The following is a 16,548-nucleotide window of genomic DNA, read 5'->3' as shown; positions in this document are numbered from 1 at the left end:
TTTAGAAGCTGTTTTTATTTTTTTTAAGGTGATGGATTTCTATGGCTTATATAGCTTTATACCGCAAGTGGCGGCCCAAGGATTTTGCCGATTTAGTTGGACAGGACCATATCAGCCATACTTTGGCACAGGCTATAAAAACCGGTAAAATAGGACATGCTTACTTGTTTTTCGGACCACGCGGCACAGGTAAGACAAGTACAGCAAAAATCATGGCGAAGGCACTTAATTGTGAACACGGACCTACTGCCACCCCATGTAATAAATGTGCCAACTGTCAAAAAATAAATAACAATACCTCGATGGATGTTTACGAAATTGATGCGGCATCGAATCGTGGCATTGATGAAATACGCGATTTACGTGAAACAGTAAAATTTGCCCCCGTCGATGGCAGATACAAAGTCTATATCATTGATGAAGTGCATATGTTGACTGCTGAGGCCTTTAATGCTCTGTTGAAAACCTTAGAGGAACCGCCGGCCCATGTTGTATTCATCTTAGCAACAACCGAAATCCATAAGGTTCCGGCAACAATTCAATCACGTTGTCAAAGGTATGACTTTAAACGGATAACTAAACAGGCTATCACTAAACAATTACAAAAAATTACTGCTGCAATGAAAATACAGACAGATGATGAAGCTTTGGACATCATCGCCGTCCACGCAGACGGCGGCATGCGTGATGCCTTAAGCATGCTCGATCAATGTACGGCACTGTCGGCCGAAAAACTAACTGCTGATAATGTATGTACTATATTGGGAATAGTAAGCTATGATTGTGTATGGCAGCTGACTGATGCGATTTTAGAAAACAACACCCTCAAAATATTAAAAATAATAGATGATCTTTTAGCAGGCGGCATGGCATTAAATCAACTTTTATTAGAATTGACACTGCATTGGCGCGCTTTGATGATATATAAAGCCACAGGTGAGCTATCAGCCGATGTCTACCATGAGGACAATGCTATTGTAAAACGACAGGCTGAATCATTTTCACATACCAGGCTGGCATCGATGATAGAACAAATATATGATACGCTGACGCAGCTGCGATGGTCACCACAACCGCGAATCACAGTGGAAATGGCCCTGATGAAGCTATGTGTATACCCTGATGGTACAGCAGCAGAAGAAATTGCCGGTAATTCACAGCTGAGAATATTAGAAGAAAAAGTAGAACATTTGGAAAACATTGTCAAAAATATGAAACCAGCGGCTGAAAAAAAACAATCGCCAGCAAATATTACCGTGCCGACATCAACTGTCAGAAATGATGACCGGCAGATGACAACTCCAAAAAAATCATCTAAAACTACACTTTCCCGCCCGGTCCCGTCCGGAGCAGCACCGGATCTTGATATTACTGTAAAAAATGCTGCCGACCTATGGAAAGCCGTACTGACAGAATTGGAAAATGAGCACAAAAAAATGGCATTGGCCTGCATTGAAAAGGCACAGCTCCGCGGTATAGAAAATGGCCGTCTGACTTTGGCTTTTAAAATTCCTTTTCTTAAGGCTCGTACTGAACAGGCAGACTATAAAAATTTGCTGGAAGATATTTTATTGGCAAAAAGCGGTCACAAAATCAGTTTATTATGTGTAATGGATAGTTCTGGCAGCAACAATCCGACTGCCGCACCGGAAGAAAATAAACCCCAGCCGAAAAAAACCAATAAAACCAAAACTTTACAGGAAAAAGATAATTTAAGTCAAGAGGAAAAAGTACGATTGGAAACAGCCGTGAAAATTTTCGGTGACAATATTGTGGAAGATGATGATTGATAAAATTTGTAAAATCCAAACAGGCTGCCAATACCAAATACTGGCAGCCTGTTTGGTACCATATTGCTGCAAATTAAACAGCTCAATTTGCAAAATAACGTATATAGGCACTATAAATAAAGCAGGCAAAGGCAATGCCCATAAAAGTAAGACCCATGTATTTCAGTCGTTCAGTATTTTTTTCATTGAGTCTGGCATGCCTGTAAGCATAAATTGATATCAAGGAACATTCCAATAAGATATAAATCGCCTTATCAATTATAAGTGCCTGTGACCAGCCTAATATAAGAAATAAAAAGTTTACTGCGATTAAAATAAGCAGGAGAATATCACGACCGGCTTTTTTCCCCGGTGGATTGGCAGTACTTTTTGTCTTTTCAATTTTTTCACTAATACGCTTTGAATAGCGTGACATTAACATCAATCCTTTTTATTAATTTTTTATATTATAGCATATATTTTATATTATCGTGTAATATTGCAATTTTTTATAATATATTTATAAAATTCATAAAATAATAACAGTTTTTTTCTAAATATGGATTGATACTTTTGCCAATGATTGCTACAATATAACATATGTCTTGTTAAGTTTTATTAAAAATAAAGAATAGAGGTGTACATTTTGCGTCAAATGTATTTGGACGCAAGAACATAATGATTAGACAAAATCGCAACCGAGAAAAATTAGCGAATTATTATAATAGTTTCATGGAAAGCGGTGTAATTGATCCCAACGTGCATCCATGGATTGCTGATTCGTGGCAGGAAAGCAAAGGACTTACGATAGCTGCAAAAAAATTTAATGATGTAAATGGAATGGACAAAGAAAATTTAAAGGCACTTCAATCACATCACAATGCTGCAATGGAATATATGCAGGATTTTACTGAGGGGATAAAAGATTTTCTGCAGGAATATGATATTTGCCTGCTATTACTCGATAGTGAATGCACAGTATTGAAAAATTATTCTTCCCCTTACAATCGATTGCTTTCTAAAAAAATTGAAGGCATTTGTTTAGACGAAAAAACTGTTGGTACGTTCAGTTCCAATATCACGGCTAAATATAAAAGCTTGTTCTGGATGTTCGGACCGGAAATATGGTTTAAGGAATATCATGATTGCGATACGGGTTCTGCACCGATTATGGTGTGTGGCAATACAGCTTACATCGTCACTGTTTTGTGCCGCGATTATGATAAGCTGCCGCAGGACGGGATAATTGCTTTACTGATGGCAATTAAGACCGGTATGGAAATACATTTAAAACAAAAAATGTTTTTGCAGGCACAAGAAGAAATATTAAATGCTACACCTTTTGCCGTATATCATATTCTTAAAAATGGTGACGTTGCCTATACCAATAAATTAGGAATTTCTCGTCTTGCCGGTATAGGTGCTATTGATGAGCAAGCCAAAAAGACTTTAAATCTCAATGATGTAGTATTAAATTATAAGCATACGCCTATTTATAAAGGCTTCGAAGGGGTATCGTGCATTAATCAGGAAATCACCTGGACTACCCAGATAAAAACTTATGAAGACATCACAACAGTAGTTCCGATAAAAGACAGTAATGACGGCAGTATCGACAGTGTTGTGGCCGTTACCATGCCTATCGAAGATCTGCGTATGCTGGTAGCTCATGCTGCCGGTTATACAGCAAAATACAGTCTGGATACCATTGTCGGCATCAGCTCGTCTTGTAAATTAATGAAAGAGCGTGCAGCAAGAGCCGCTAAAAAAAATTATCATATCCTGTTGCAGGGGGAAGCCGGTACCGGTAAGCAGCGTCTGGCACACGGCATCCATATGGCAAGTTCTCGTTCACATGGTCCGCTTATATCATTAAATTGCAGTGATATAACACCCGAATTATTAGAACAAGAATTGTTTGGAGCCAAAATGGGCAAGGAGTTAAGTCATCCTGGGAAATTAGAACTGGCAAGCGGCGGCACTTTATTACTTGACGAAATAGAAAAACTACCGTTACAAACAGCTGAACGGCTTGCCGACGCCTTGCAGAACAAGAAAATCTGCCGTATCGGTGAAGATGTGGAACGCAGCATCAATGTGCGGATAATCGCTTCATCAGACAGTAATCTGCGTCGTTTATGTGAAAAAAATCTATTTGATAAACGTTTATTTGAGATAATTTCGCGTAGTATCATTCATGTGCCTCCATTAAGAAGCCGCAGAGATGACATACCTTTGTTGGCGGAAAGTATTTTAAAGGAACTGTCAGCACAGCACAAATTAAGTACGAAGCAGCTCAGCAGCGAAGCAATAAAGCTGTTATCAGAATATGATTGGCCAGGTAACATCAAACAAATGCAGGGTGTTATTGAAAATGCCGTATTTACCACTATTGATGATACTATCTATGCTGAAGACATAAACCTCATGGGTAACATAAAGCCAGACAGTAAATGGAAAGATGATAAGGATATATTTATGAGTGCTTGGCAGTCCGCCGGTGGCAATATCAGCCGTCTGGCTAATCTATTAAGCGTCAGCAGAGTTACTTTGTATCGTTACATCAAAAAATATGGCGTAAAAAAATAATATGGTATGCAAAAGGGCAGAATAATCTGCCCTTTTTGTATACCATAAATCCATATAAATCAGCTTTTTATCCAGCCTAATTTTTCAAATAACGGAATATAATTTAAACGGCGATAAAAGGAACTGAACGTATCAGCCGTATGAAAAATCGGTATTCGCTCCAAAGCAAAAATATTACTTGAGGTTTCTGCTGTTCCATATTTTATCGTAAAAGCTGCGCGATAACCTGCATCTTTAAGCATTTGCGCTATATATAAGTTATAAGTACCAGTAGGATAAGCAAAATAATATGTATTCTGCCCCAAGTTTTTATCGAGGGCCGCTTTTGATTGAACAATCTCATCTTTTATTTGTTCATTAGTCAATTCCGTCAAAGAGCGATGCGTAACCGTATGTGATTCAATATAAAAACCATTTTCTTTCAATTCCCGGCATTGATCCCATGTCAGATAATTAGGATATTTATTTAAAAAACTTGTTATTACAAAAACAGTTGCAGTAAAACCATATTTTTTCAATATGGGATAGGCATTTTTATAATTGTCTTCATAACCGTCGTCAAAAGTTATAAGGACAGGATTAGGCGGCAATTTTTTACCTTGTTCAAGATTTTCATAAAGATCATCCGGTGTAATTACATTGTAATCATTGTTTTTTAAATAAGCCATCTGTTTATCAAAATCCGCCGGCCTTACAGAAAGAGATATATTGACATCGTCTATTTTATGATAATTTAAAACGATAATACCGTCCTGTCCGGTATTTTCCAATGCCGTGCTGTTCTGCGAAACAACATGCGGACTGGTCAATATCACAGGAATAAAACATAAAAAAATAATGAGAACAATTTTTTTGATCAATGAATAGCGCATGTATTTTATTAATTACTCCTCTCAAAGTTTAACTGATAAATTCATTATAACAATCCTAAAATAATTTTGCCAGTTTATTTTTCTTGCGAAAATAAAACTCATAGGGTATGATTAATAATATATTTGGGACGAACTATGTGTAATGTTTTTATAAAGACAATGCTTACCGGAATTTATCTGTCTGCAAGAAAAATAAGAAACTGTCCAGGTACAGTGAAGTGTATGTTGCTATATTGCACATTTAAACTATGCATCAGATATTTGTGCCGCAGGCAAATCAAAAATTAATTTTGAGATTACGAGTGTATTATTATATATCAAAAGAAGGTTATGTTTAAATGCGTTCGGAAATTTTAACTATTTTACATAAAGCTAACGGTGAATATGTGTCGGGAGCCTATCTGGCAGAGAAACTTTCTGTTTCACGCACTGCCATTTGGAAACATATCTGCATTTTACGAAAAGAAGGATACAATATTGATAGTAAATCACGCAGCGGATACCGTATTATCAGCGCTCCAGACTTACTTACTCCCGGTGAAATAAAAGCTGTTTTACAAACAAAATTTTTCGGCAATGAAATAAAATATTATAAAACTGTTGATTCCACAAATAATGCCGCAAAAAAAGCTGCCTTAGAAGATGCAGCTGAAGGCACCGTCATCGTAAGTGAAGCGCAAGGCAGCGGCAGAGGAAGGATTGGCAGAGGCTGGTTCTCTCCTTCACAAAAGGGAATTTGGTTTTCAATTATCCTGCGTCCGCAATTTCTACCACAGGAGGCACCAAAATGCACCCTTATGGCTGCAGTGGCAATCACTAAGGCAATATCAGCCATTACCGGTGTAACAGTCGGAATAAAATGGCCAAATGATATTTTGTATAATGGCAAAAAATTAGTAGGTATATTAACCGAAATGAATGCTGAAATGGACAGGATAAACTATATCATTATCGGTATGGGTGTTAATGTTAATATCAGCGAACAGGACATGCCGGCTGATATTGGTCAAATTGCTACATCACTGCTGCAGATTACCGGTGCCAAAGTATCACGGGCATCGTTGCTGGCGCAGATACTGTTGGAATTGGAAAGAGCCTATTATGATATTAAACAATATGGATTTTCGACAATTCTTGCTGAATGGAAAAAATACTCAGTAACCTTAGGCAATAATGTGAAGGTCATTAGTGTGAATGAAACTTTTTACGGTAAAGCCATTGACATCGATGATTATGGGGCTTTGTTAATTGATACAGGTAAAAAAGTAGTACGGGTATTGGCTGGAGATGTTTCCATACGTTCAGCAAAATAAACAATTAGGAGAGTATAACTGAAAATGTTGTTGGTATTCGACATTGGTAATAGCAATATAGTTTTAGGTACGTATGATGGAAAAAAATTGATGCATCATTGGCGCATTTCGACTGACCGTCAAAAAACAGGTGATGAATACGGGATGCTGATTAATGAATTATTTCGTTTTCAAGGTATCTCGATGTCTGACATTACCGCAATTGTCATTTCATCAGTGGTTCCGCCTCTGGTTGTGCCTATAATAAAAATGTGCCAGCGTTACTTTGGCATAAGGCCGCTTTTAGTGGGACCCGGCATCAAAACCGGCATAAAGTTAAAATATGAGAATCCCCGTGATATCGGCGCGGACCGTATCGTTAATGTGCTTGGTGCCTTTGAGCAATACGGCGGACCTTTGATCGTTATTGATATCGGGACAGCCACGACTTTTGATGTAGTCAGTAAAAACGGGGATTTTCTGGGCGGAGCTATTGCCCCCGGGATCGGCATTTCAAGTGAAGCTTTATTCCAACGCGCTGCTAAACTGCCACGTATTGAACTGGTTACCCCCAAGGCTGTCATCTGCCATAACACAATAACAGGTATACAAGCCGGTATCATATTTGGTGCCGTTGGACAGATTGATGGTATTGTCTGCCGTATGAAAAAAGAATTAAATACAGAAATGAAAGTGGTGGCAACCGGCGGACTTGCCAACATGATTGCACGTGAATCCAAAACGATAGACAAGACAGATCATTTTCTTACATTGACCGGACTGCGTGTACTATATGAAAGAAATAAATAGATAGATTATTATATTAAGGAGCATACATAACAAACAAGACATGTTTATTGGTAATTTACAAATTGATACGCCTGTTTTTTTGGCACCAATGGCAGGTGTAACTGATACCGCCTACCGTATTTTAGCCCACCGTATGGGCTGCGGTCTGGTTTATTCAGAAATGGTCAGCGATAAGGGAATCCATTTCAAGAATCAGCATACATTATCAATGCTTGAGACTGACAAACGCGAACATCCCTTGACTTTACAATTATTTGGTGAAACCCCGGAAAGCATGGCGGAAGCTGCTAAATACGTAGAGGCGTGCGGCTGTGCCGATATAATTGACATTAATATGGGATGTCCTGCTCCTAAAATAGTAAAAAATCATGAAGGCGCTGCCTTAATGCTGGATCCACAACGAGCTTTTGCTATAATGACGGCTGTGAAAAAAGCTGTCAGTCTGCCTGTGACAGTAAAAATGCGCAAGGGCTGGGATGATGAACATATAAATATACTGGACATGGCAAAATTGGCTGAAATGGCCGGAATGGATGCAATAGCCATACACGGTAGAACACGCGAACAATTTTACAGTGGTAATGCTGACTGGCCAATTATTTCCGCAGTAAAACGAATAGTTAAAATTCCAGTCATTGGCAACGGTGATATACGAACATGCCATGATTTGACGACTATTTTTGCTCAGACTCATTGCGATGCAGTCATGATTGGCCGCGCTGCGCAGGGAAATCCATGGATTTTTCATAAATTCAGTGAATTTTTGCGAACCGGTCACCAGCCGCCCGACCCTACCATTCAAGAAAGAAAAATGGTTATACTCGAACATCTTGACATGCTTTTGGCTAAAAAAGGCAGTTATATAGGACCGCGTGAAATGCGTAAGCATGCCACATGGTATACGCGTGGCTTACCCGGTGGAGCTGAACTGCGCCGGCAATTCAATTTAGCACAGACACGAAACGATTTTATTGTCATTCTTAATGAAATGGAAAAGTACAATAAAGATATTTGCTAAAAAGTATCATATGTCTTCATAAAAATACCTATTATGTGATAGAATATAAGAAACTGCAAGTATAAGCTATAAAATAATATATTATTTATAGCAGATAATATATCTGCTGTTTATTCTTAACAGCAAGGAGAAAAATATGATTTGTTCTAATTGCAAAAGAGAAATTGGTGATGCGTCTACATGCCCTTACTGTGGTTTTGACAATGGTGTTTCTGTGATGACTGAACGCGAAAAAGATAATTATTCCGGTGTGACCATAGAAGAGGAAAATAACCGCCAGCACAGCCATGCCAGACCACATTATCGACAGTATCACATTTGGAATATATCTTCTAAAAACAGTTGGCTGTCACGATTTACTATCGGATTAATCATTTTAGCAGCAATGGCTTTTATGATATTTGTGGCCTTACCATTTTTATCAATAGCTTTATTGTCAATTTTTATAGTATGGGTTATCTTTAAAATTTTGCATTAAAAGATAAAAATGTCATTTACCTTATCATTTTTGCTTACATGATTATAAATAGCGGCAGTAACCTGCCGCTATTGTTATTATTTAATAATTGGAGTTTCATTATGATATTTTTTTTAATACTGTTGTTTATAATTTTGGCAGTCATTTGTTTTATTGCCCGTTCAGCCCATTATATACCAGTGTTGATGTATCACCGCATCGCAGATGTTAAAAACGACAGAAATAGTTTATCTGTAGAAAAGCTCGCCTGGCAGCTGAATTATCTGCATAAAAAAAATTATCATACTATAACCTTAGATATGCTGTATGATTTTTATGCCATAAGAAAAAAATTACCGTCTAAATCAATTTTGCTCACCTTTGATGATGGTTACGCCGATAATTATACAGCTGCTTTACCATTATTGGTAAAATATAAGATGACTGCTGTTGTGTTTCCCATTGGCAACTGGATAGGCAAAAAAAATAATTGGGAAAATTTGGGTAAAGAAGAAACGATTACAATGACCAAGGAACAATTGTTGGACTGGCAGCAGCACGGTCAGCTAATTGCTTCACATACAATGACACATCCTTTTTTAACAAACTGCACTGAATCCAAAATCATTGATGAATTACACGACAGTAGGCAGTTATTGTCCAATGCTTTATCTGCTGACGGTGATTTTTTATGTTATCCGTATGGAAATTTTAATGAATCTGTTGCCGCTGCAGCAAAAAAAACTGGCTACAAAGCTGCTTTTGCCATATTTGAAGGTGTCAATTTATTTCATATTGATTTGTATGCCTTACCACGTATCCCTATTCCGTCACATCAGTCAAAATGGGAATTTATCTTAAAAACAAGCCGCCTGTTTATACTTTTTATAGCTTTACGCAAATGGGAACGCGGTTTTAAGAAATGGCGCCGCAAACGATAAATTATTTTTTTTCCTGAAACAGTCGTCCGTCAATTAAAAAACTTTTTTCTTTTAGGGCCTCTATGATACTTTCCACCGGCATATTGCGCCGTTCGAGCCACCATGCAGCATTCTGCTTGTCGCAAAAACGCCGGATAGTTCGACACCTATAGTGTTCAAATGTTTGTTTTTCTTTGTCACTGCTAAATTCATAAGCCAAAACCGTCTTGTCAAATAACGCATCAAGCATACGCAGTTTACCTTCACGTATCCGTTCAGCCTGTTCAATAGCAGAAACCTCTCCCAGTAATGGTTTACAGGCACTCATTATCAGCTGCATCCGACCTGCTTTTTCTGCGGCTGCAATTGTTTGTTTTTTACGGCGGCAAATTGGACAATCCTGTGATCGATATTTTTTTATTAAAGCAGCCTGAGCTTTTGTATCATCAGGCAAATTGACAGTAATATTGTGTCCGCACCTCAAAGTCAGTGTTGTATTCATAGCATTAGCCTCACGTAAAATAATAATTTATTGTTTAATTATACCATTTTAATGGAGTGAATATGTATTCAATAAAAATATTTATAGCATTTTTACTTTGCAGCATGATGCTCTTTTCTACTGCTGATGCTGGTATTGGCAATGAATCGCAGGATTCTGCCAAAGAAAAATTAAATATTATCTGGCAGCCGACGTTTGACACTGCAAATGATTTATCACGTCAGCCTAAAATTGACGGTGTAAACGTCATCTCACCATCATGGCTTACTATCGTCAAACCAAATGGTTTCATTAAAACAACAATAAGTGAAAACTATGTGAAAAGGATCCATGAAAACGGTTATAAGATTTGGCCATTAATTACAAATGACTTTGATAAGGATTTGACGCATGCTTTTTTAAATGATCCGGCAGCACGTGAATATATAATAAGACAGCTGGTATTTTATGCTGAAAAGAATCATTTTGACGGTTATAATTTTGATTTTGAAAATATTTACGAGCAGGACCGTGATGCTTTGACTTCTTTCATCAGACAGTCTGCTATTGTACTGCATCGTGAAAATTTGACCTTATCCATGGATATAACCATTCCTTCCGATAATCCGGTATGGTCTAAATGCTATGACCGCAAAGAATTAGCTGGGCCACTTGATTATCTTATTCTTATGGCCTATGATGAACACAGCCGTCTGTCATCGGACAGTGGTTCAGTTGCCTCATATGATTGGGTAAAAAAGGGGTTGGAAGCCACGCTCGCCCAAGGAGTCCCCAACGATAAACTTGTGCTGGGAGTCCCCTTATATATGCGACTTTGGCGGGAAGGTGAGGGCAAGGTAACAGCTCAGACCTTAAGCATGGAGTCAGCCCAGTCTTTGATCGACAAATATAATTTATCGCCACACTGGCTCGATGATAAGAAACAGTATTATTTCGAATATCAAGATAAAAATTTCCGTTATCGTGTCTGGCAGGAAGATTCCGCTTCATTGAGCCAAAAACTTAATTTAGTCAGCTTGTATAACCTGCCTGGTATTGCCAGCTGGCGCAAGGGATTTGAAACTTCTGACATCTGGCCGTTGTTTAACCGTAAACTGAATGCTGATAAAAACTAATAACATATTTTAGATTATGCTTTTACTATAATAAAAGCATTTATGGTTATTCTTAAAAATACTTTGTAATATATACTATTTTTTGGTAAAATAATTAGTTGATAGTAATATTCATGGTAAATTACTCTGAGAAAGGGGCTTACAATTGTGGGCAAAAAAATTACCATTGATGATTTAACAAAAAAATTACAAGGACCTCATCATAAAATTACACCGCAGCGAAAGGTCGTCTTACAGGTATTTATCGATAATCCTGGCAAACACCTGAGTGCTGAAGACGTTCATTACATTCTGCGAGATAAAGATTATGATATTGGCTTGGCAACTGTTTACCGCAGCCTGGAACTTTTAGCAGATATTAATATCTTGCAAAAAAATGACTTTGGTGATGGCTGTCGTCGCTATGAGCTTAATACGGCCAGTCCTAATGCTCACCAGCATCATCATTTAATTTGCGTAAAATGCGGTAAAGTAAATGAATTTGCTGATGATTTATTGGACGACCTGGAAGCTGATATAATGAAAAAAAGCAATTTTAAAATAACTGACCATCAGGTTACGTTTTATGGGTACTGCAGCGAATGTCAGAAAAAACTATAACCATCGGCAAACTTATAATTGATAATGATAAAGAAATTATCCATAAGATAATCAAAGAAATATTACTTTTATTCAGGTTGTATATTCCTAAGACAGCTGTCCAGCATTGTGATTATTCTGTCATGGAAATAAAAAATACTGTCACTAATGCTGGCGAACTAAAAGTAAACACACAAATCTATTTAACAACAGACGATCGAACGGAGAGTTTGCAGCAAGAAACTGCTGCAAACAGTGATGAAAATCCTAAAGCCGCTGTCAATCGCCTTATAAAATGGAATCTTTATCATCTGCTGAAAACAAAATTTGGCAAGGTAACTGCACCATGGGGAATACTACATGGTGTGCGACCCGCTAAAATTGTTCATCGCTATATTGCCTCTGGTATGCCGCGTGAGACAATAATAAGACGTTTCATTGACGATTATGCCGTCTCACCGGCTAAGGCAGCTTTGCTTACTGATATTGCCTATCGTCAGCTGCCGACAATTGCTTCGTCCGATGCCAGTACAATCAGTATCTATATTGGTATACCATTTTGCTTATCACGCTGTTTGTATTGTTCATTTCCTTCCAACTTGCTGCCGGATGAAACTGTTTTGAATTCATTCATGGCTGCCTTGCATAAAGAAGTAATTTCATTGCAGTCATTGATCATCCGTTATAAGTTAAAAGTGCAGACGATATATATCGGCGGTGGTACTCCCACCAGTCTGCCGGAAAAATATTTTGCAGCATTGCTGAAATATGCGGCATCTTTAAAGACTGTTGATACTGTTGAATTCACTGTGGAGGCAGGACGCCCCGACTCAATTACCCAGGAAAAAATTCTGCTAATGAATGAGTATTGCGTCAACAGAATCAGTGTAAATCCACAAACAATGCAAGAACGAACTTTAAATTTTATCGGACGCAAACACACTCCACAAGATATCATAGATGTCTATCATGTTATCCGCCGGATGAGTTCTGCAAAAATAAATATGGATTTAATATTAGGTCTGCCGGGAGAATCAGATGCAGATACATCCGATACTATAAAAAAAATTATCGGATTAGCACCGGATGATATAACAGTACACGCCCTGGCAATAAAAAAAGGATCGGCACTGAAACTAAATAAATCCGACATTACTCTGCCAAATGATGCTGTCGTCCAGAAGATGGCCCATATAGTGGAAAATGCTCTGCGTCGCAGTGATTATCAGCCATATTATCTTTATCGTCAGGGATACATGAGTGGTCAACTGGAAAACACAGGTTACTGCAAAAAAGATGCGGCAAGTATATATAATATACAAATAATGAGTGAACACCAGACTATTTTAGGAATAGGCGGCAATGCGTCAACAAAAATAGTAGCTCCGGCGGGAACATATTTAAAGACTTTATTTAACCCGAAAAATTTAGCTGCTTATTTGAAAAGTGTTGATGATTATATTATGCGGCGTGTCTCTTTGATGGAGGAAGTTTACGGAAAATAAGGAGAGATATTAATGCTGACAACTATTCCACGCGGTACAAAGGATATTTTACCGGGTACTGTTCACGAGTGGCGTTATCTGGAAGAAAAAATACGCCGCTTATGTACTGTATTCGGTTTTGAAGAAATACGCACGCCTATGTTTGAACATACAGAATTATTTCTGCGCGGCATAGGTGAAACTACTGATGTTGTTGAAAAAGAAATGTATACATTTTCTGATAGAAGCGGACGCAGCATTACATTACGCCCGGAAAATACTGCTTCAGCCGTTCGGGCTTACCTGCAGAACAAATTATATGCCGATGGTAATATTACCAAGTTATTTTATATTGGTTCAATGTTTCGCTATGATAAACCACAGGCCGGCCGCTACCGTGAATTTCATCAGTTTGGCGTCGAAGCTATCGGAGAACAAAATCCATTAATTGATGCTGAAGTGATAAAGCTTGGTGCCAGCCTCTTAAATCAAATTGGTTTAAACGATATCAAGCTAAAGATAAACTCGGTAGGTTGCCCTAAGTGCCGGCCTGTATATCGGAAGAAATTACAGGCTTTTTTCAAAGATAAATTTGATGAATTATGTGAAGACTGCCAATCACGCTTTAATCGCAATCCCCTGCGAATACTTGATTGCAAGAATCCACACTGCAGGGAATTGTCAATAGGAGCTCCGGCAATAACCGATAGTCTGTGTGATGAATGTTCCGAACACTTTGCACAGCTGCAGCGCCATCTTACAGCAATTGGTGTAGAATACGCTTTGGATCCGCGTTTAGTACGCGGCCTTGACTATTATACCAAGACTGCTTTTGAATTCAAATACACACCTCTGGGAGCTCAAAGTGCTGTTTTAGGCGGAGGCCGCTATGATGGACTCATTGAAGAATGCGGCGGTGCTCCAACACCTGCTGTTGGATTCGCAACCGGATTAGAACGCATTCTGCTGGCACTGGAAACGCAGCATCTTTTACCGGCCCGAAAAAATACTTGTGATGTATTTATCGTGGCAATGGGTGAAAATGCTACGCAGCCAGCCTTCAAATTACTCCATCAATTACGTGACGGCAATATAGCAGCATCGATGGATTATGCTGGCCGCAGCATGAAGTCTCAAATGAAACAGGCCAATAAAAGCGGAGCCAAGTACACTGTTATCATTGGTGATGATGAATTATCCAAAAATATCGCATCCGTACGCAATATGAAAGATAGTGAACAAATGGAAATTCCATTTGATACATTAATAGATAAGTTAATTTTTGAGGTGAATAAATAATAATGGAAACATTAGAAGGAATGCCCCGCACACATCATTGCGGAAAAATCAGCAAGGCTGACGTAGGAAAGGAAGTAGTCGTATGCGGCTGGGTTTCTCGGCGCCGTGACCATGGTGGATTAATATTTGTTGATCTGCGTGATCGCTCCGGACTTGTACAAACAGTCTACGCTGAAGATAAGATGGGCAAGGATACTTTTCCAAAAGCAGAATCACTGCGTTCAGAATACGTCATAGCTGTCCGCGGCAAGGTTTCGCTGCGTTCCACAGATACCATCAACCCTCATATGCAGACTGGTGAAGTTGAAATATACTGCGAAGAACTCAGGATACTAAATATTTCTAAAACACCGCCCTTTTACATTCAGGACAACATTGATACTGATGAAACATTGCGTTTAAAATACCGTTATCTCGATTTACGTCGTCCGGAAATGCAAAAAAATATCATTCTGCGTCATCGTGTTACCAAAATAATGCGCGATTATTTTGACAGGAACGATTTTTTGGAAATTGAAACTCCGATGCTTACAAAAAGCACACCGGAAGGTGCCCGTGACTTTTTAGTACCAAGCCGTTTAAATCCGGGTAAATTTTATGCTCTGCCCCAATCACCACAGATTTTTAAACAAATACTGATGCTGGCCGGTTATGAAAAATATTTTCAGATTGTCCGCTGTTTTCGTGATGAAGATTTGCGTGCTGACCGTCAGCCAGAATTTACTCAGCTTGATGTGGAAATGTCCTTTGTCGATCAGGAATATATTCTAAACACAATGGAAAACATGATCGTTGAGCTTTTCGATAAAGCCATTGGTGCTAAGGTTCCCGGTCCATTTTTACGCATGACATGGCAGGATGCTATGGATAGATTTGGTTCAGACAAACCAGATATGCGTTTTGGTATGGAACTCATGGATATTTCCGAGTATGTGCGCGGTTCCCAGTTCAAGGTATTTGAATCCGTTCTGCAAAACGGCGGACAGGTTAAAGTCATCAATGTAGCCGGATATGCTAATATACCACGTCGTGAATTGGACGGTTTGGTTGAATATGTTAAAACTTATGGTGCTAAAGGATTAGCCTGGATTCAATATACTGAAACAGAAATAAAATCACCATTTAAAAAATTCTATTCAGAAGAAATTTTTGCCAAAATAAAATCGGCTGTCGGAGCTAAAACTGGTGACTTATTGCTGGTTGTTGCTGATAAACCGCTGATCGTTGCTCAGGCTCTTGGAGCTTTGCGGCTAGAAATGGCTCGTCGCAGAAATCTTATTGACCCTGATAAATTATCTTTCCTATGGGTAATTGACTTTCCAATGTTTGAATACGATGAAAATGAAAATCGCTGGAAGGCAATGCACCATCCGTTTACTGCTCCTTGTGATGAAGATGTTCAGTATCTCATGACGGATCCCGGCAGAGTAAAAGCTAAAGCATATGATATGGTCCTGAACGGTACCGAAATCGGCGGCGGTAGTCTGCGTATCTATAATAGTGACTTACAAGAAAAAGTATTTGAAGCCATCGGACTCACACCTGAACAAGCTCGCAGTAAATTCGGTTTCATGCTGGATGCTTTCCAATATGGCACTCCACCGCACGGAGGATTGGCATTTGGTCTGGATCGTCTTGTTATGCTCATGGCAAAATGTGATTCGATCCGTGACGTCATCGCTTTTCCAAAAACACAAAGCGCCTCCTGCCTTATGACCCAGGCACCTTCTGATGTCGATAACAAACAGCTGCGTGAGCTTTCAATAAAAACCACTATTGCTGGCAAAAAACATAAAGAAGATTAATATTGATAAGTACCGTATGAATTTTACGGTACTTATT

General features: G+C 38.6%; 15 protein-coding genes. 12 read left to right on the top strand and 3 right to left on the bottom strand.

The genetic code is table 11. From position 1 onward, the window contains the following. Positions 1 to 41 precede the first annotated feature (41 nt). Positions 42 to 1,790 (top strand): DNA polymerase III subunit gamma/tau, encoded by a 1,749-nt coding sequence (dnaX, locus tag F8M42_RS06480; RefSeq protein WP_182188518.1) that lies wholly within the window; start codon positions 42 to 44, stop codon positions 1,788 to 1,790. 82 nt (positions 1,791 to 1,872) lie between these two features. Here the strand turns inward: dnaX and F8M42_RS06475 are convergent, their stop codons facing one another. Next, positions 1,873 to 2,205, bottom strand: coding sequence for a hypothetical protein (locus tag F8M42_RS06475; RefSeq protein ID WP_182188517.1), 333 nt, complete (start codon positions 2,203 to 2,205; stop codon positions 1,873 to 1,875). A gap of 242 nt (positions 2,206 to 2,447) precedes the next feature. On the opposite strand from F8M42_RS06475, the gene F8M42_RS06470 reads away from it, so the two are divergent. Beyond that, positions 2,448 to 4,358, top strand: coding sequence for a sigma 54-interacting transcriptional regulator (locus F8M42_RS06470; protein ID WP_182188516.1), 1,911 nt, complete (start codon positions 2,448 to 2,450; stop codon positions 4,356 to 4,358). 59 nt (positions 4,359 to 4,417) lie between these two features. On the opposite strand, the gene F8M42_RS06465 is transcribed toward F8M42_RS06470, so the two are convergent. Next, on the bottom strand, positions 4,418 to 5,230 hold the full coding sequence (locus F8M42_RS06465; protein WP_182188515.1) for a polysaccharide deacetylase family protein: 813 nt from the start codon (positions 5,228 to 5,230) through the stop codon (positions 4,418 to 4,420). 338 nt (positions 5,231 to 5,568) lie between these two features. On the opposite strand from F8M42_RS06465, the gene F8M42_RS06460 reads away from it, so the two are divergent. The 5 genes from F8M42_RS06460 (at position 5,569) to F8M42_RS06440 (ending at position 9,748) form a co-directional block, all read left to right on the top strand. Then, positions 5,569 to 6,543 carry a biotin--[acetyl-CoA-carboxylase] ligase gene (locus F8M42_RS06460; protein ID WP_182188514.1) on the top strand — a complete coding sequence of 325 codons (975 nt, stop codon included), beginning with the start codon at positions 5,569 to 5,571 and terminating at the stop codon, positions 6,541 to 6,543. A 24-nt stretch (positions 6,544 to 6,567) separates the two neighbouring features. Continuing rightward, complete coding sequence (locus F8M42_RS06455; protein WP_182188513.1) at positions 6,568 to 7,332, top strand: type III pantothenate kinase; 765 nt, start codon at positions 6,568 to 6,570, stop codon at positions 7,330 to 7,332. A gap of 40 nt (positions 7,333 to 7,372) precedes the next feature. Then, the gene (dusB, locus tag F8M42_RS06450; RefSeq protein WP_182188512.1) at positions 7,373 to 8,350 is read left to right on the top strand and encodes a tRNA dihydrouridine synthase DusB; all 978 of its coding nucleotides are present in this window, start codon (positions 7,373 to 7,375) and stop codon (positions 8,348 to 8,350) included. 136 nt (positions 8,351 to 8,486) lie between these two features. Beyond that, complete coding sequence (locus F8M42_RS06445) at positions 8,487 to 8,828, top strand: hypothetical protein (protein WP_182188511.1); 342 nt, start codon at positions 8,487 to 8,489, stop codon at positions 8,826 to 8,828. Positions 8,829 to 8,929: 101 nt separating this feature from the next. Beyond that, on the top strand, positions 8,930 to 9,748 hold the full coding sequence (locus tag F8M42_RS06440; RefSeq protein ID WP_229711498.1) for a polysaccharide deacetylase family protein: 819 nt from the start codon (positions 8,930 to 8,932) through the stop codon (positions 9,746 to 9,748). Position 9,749: 1 nt separating this feature from the next. Here the strand turns inward: F8M42_RS06440 and F8M42_RS06435 are convergent, their stop codons facing one another. After that, positions 9,750 to 10,229, bottom strand: a complete 480-nt coding sequence (locus tag F8M42_RS06435; RefSeq protein ID WP_182188510.1) for a hypothetical protein — start codon at positions 10,227 to 10,229, stop codon at positions 9,750 to 9,752. Positions 10,230 to 10,291: 62 nt separating this feature from the next. On the opposite strand from F8M42_RS06435, the gene F8M42_RS06430 reads away from it, so the two are divergent. The 5 genes from F8M42_RS06430 to aspS all read left to right on the top strand — a co-directional run bounded on the left by F8M42_RS06430 (position 10,292) and on the right by aspS (position 16,511). Continuing rightward, complete coding sequence (locus tag F8M42_RS06430; protein ID WP_182188509.1) at positions 10,292 to 11,344, top strand: glycosyl hydrolase family 18 protein; 1,053 nt, start codon at positions 10,292 to 10,294, stop codon at positions 11,342 to 11,344. A gap of 147 nt (positions 11,345 to 11,491) precedes the next feature. Further along, complete coding sequence (locus F8M42_RS06425; protein ID WP_182188508.1) at positions 11,492 to 11,944, top strand: Fur family transcriptional regulator; 453 nt, start codon at positions 11,492 to 11,494, stop codon at positions 11,942 to 11,944. Further along, the gene (gene hemZ / locus F8M42_RS06420) at positions 11,926 to 13,428 is read left to right on the top strand and encodes a coproporphyrinogen dehydrogenase HemZ (RefSeq protein ID WP_182188507.1); all 1,503 of its coding nucleotides are present in this window, start codon (positions 11,926 to 11,928) and stop codon (positions 13,426 to 13,428) included. The genes F8M42_RS06425 and hemZ overlap by 19 nt, the downstream gene beginning before the upstream one ends. Positions 13,429 to 13,440: 12 nt before the next feature. Further along, positions 13,441 to 14,706 carry a histidine--tRNA ligase gene (hisS, locus tag F8M42_RS06415; protein ID WP_182188506.1) on the top strand — a complete coding sequence of 422 codons (1,266 nt, stop codon included), beginning with the start codon at positions 13,441 to 13,443 and terminating at the stop codon, positions 14,704 to 14,706. A 2-nt stretch (positions 14,707 to 14,708) separates the two neighbouring features. After that, positions 14,709 to 16,511 carry an aspartate--tRNA ligase gene (gene aspS, locus F8M42_RS06410; RefSeq protein WP_182188505.1) on the top strand — a complete coding sequence of 601 codons (1,803 nt, stop codon included), beginning with the start codon at positions 14,709 to 14,711 and terminating at the stop codon, positions 16,509 to 16,511. The last annotated feature ends 37 nt before the right edge of the window (positions 16,512 to 16,548 follow it).

This window comes from Pectinatus frisingensis, from assembly GCF_014076555.1.
Taxonomy (GTDB): Bacteria; Bacillota; Negativicutes; order Selenomonadales; family Selenomonadaceae; genus Pectinatus; species Pectinatus frisingensis.
The sequence above is the reverse complement of the archived record's forward strand: the minus strand, read 5'-3'. Positions and strand labels throughout refer to the sequence as shown.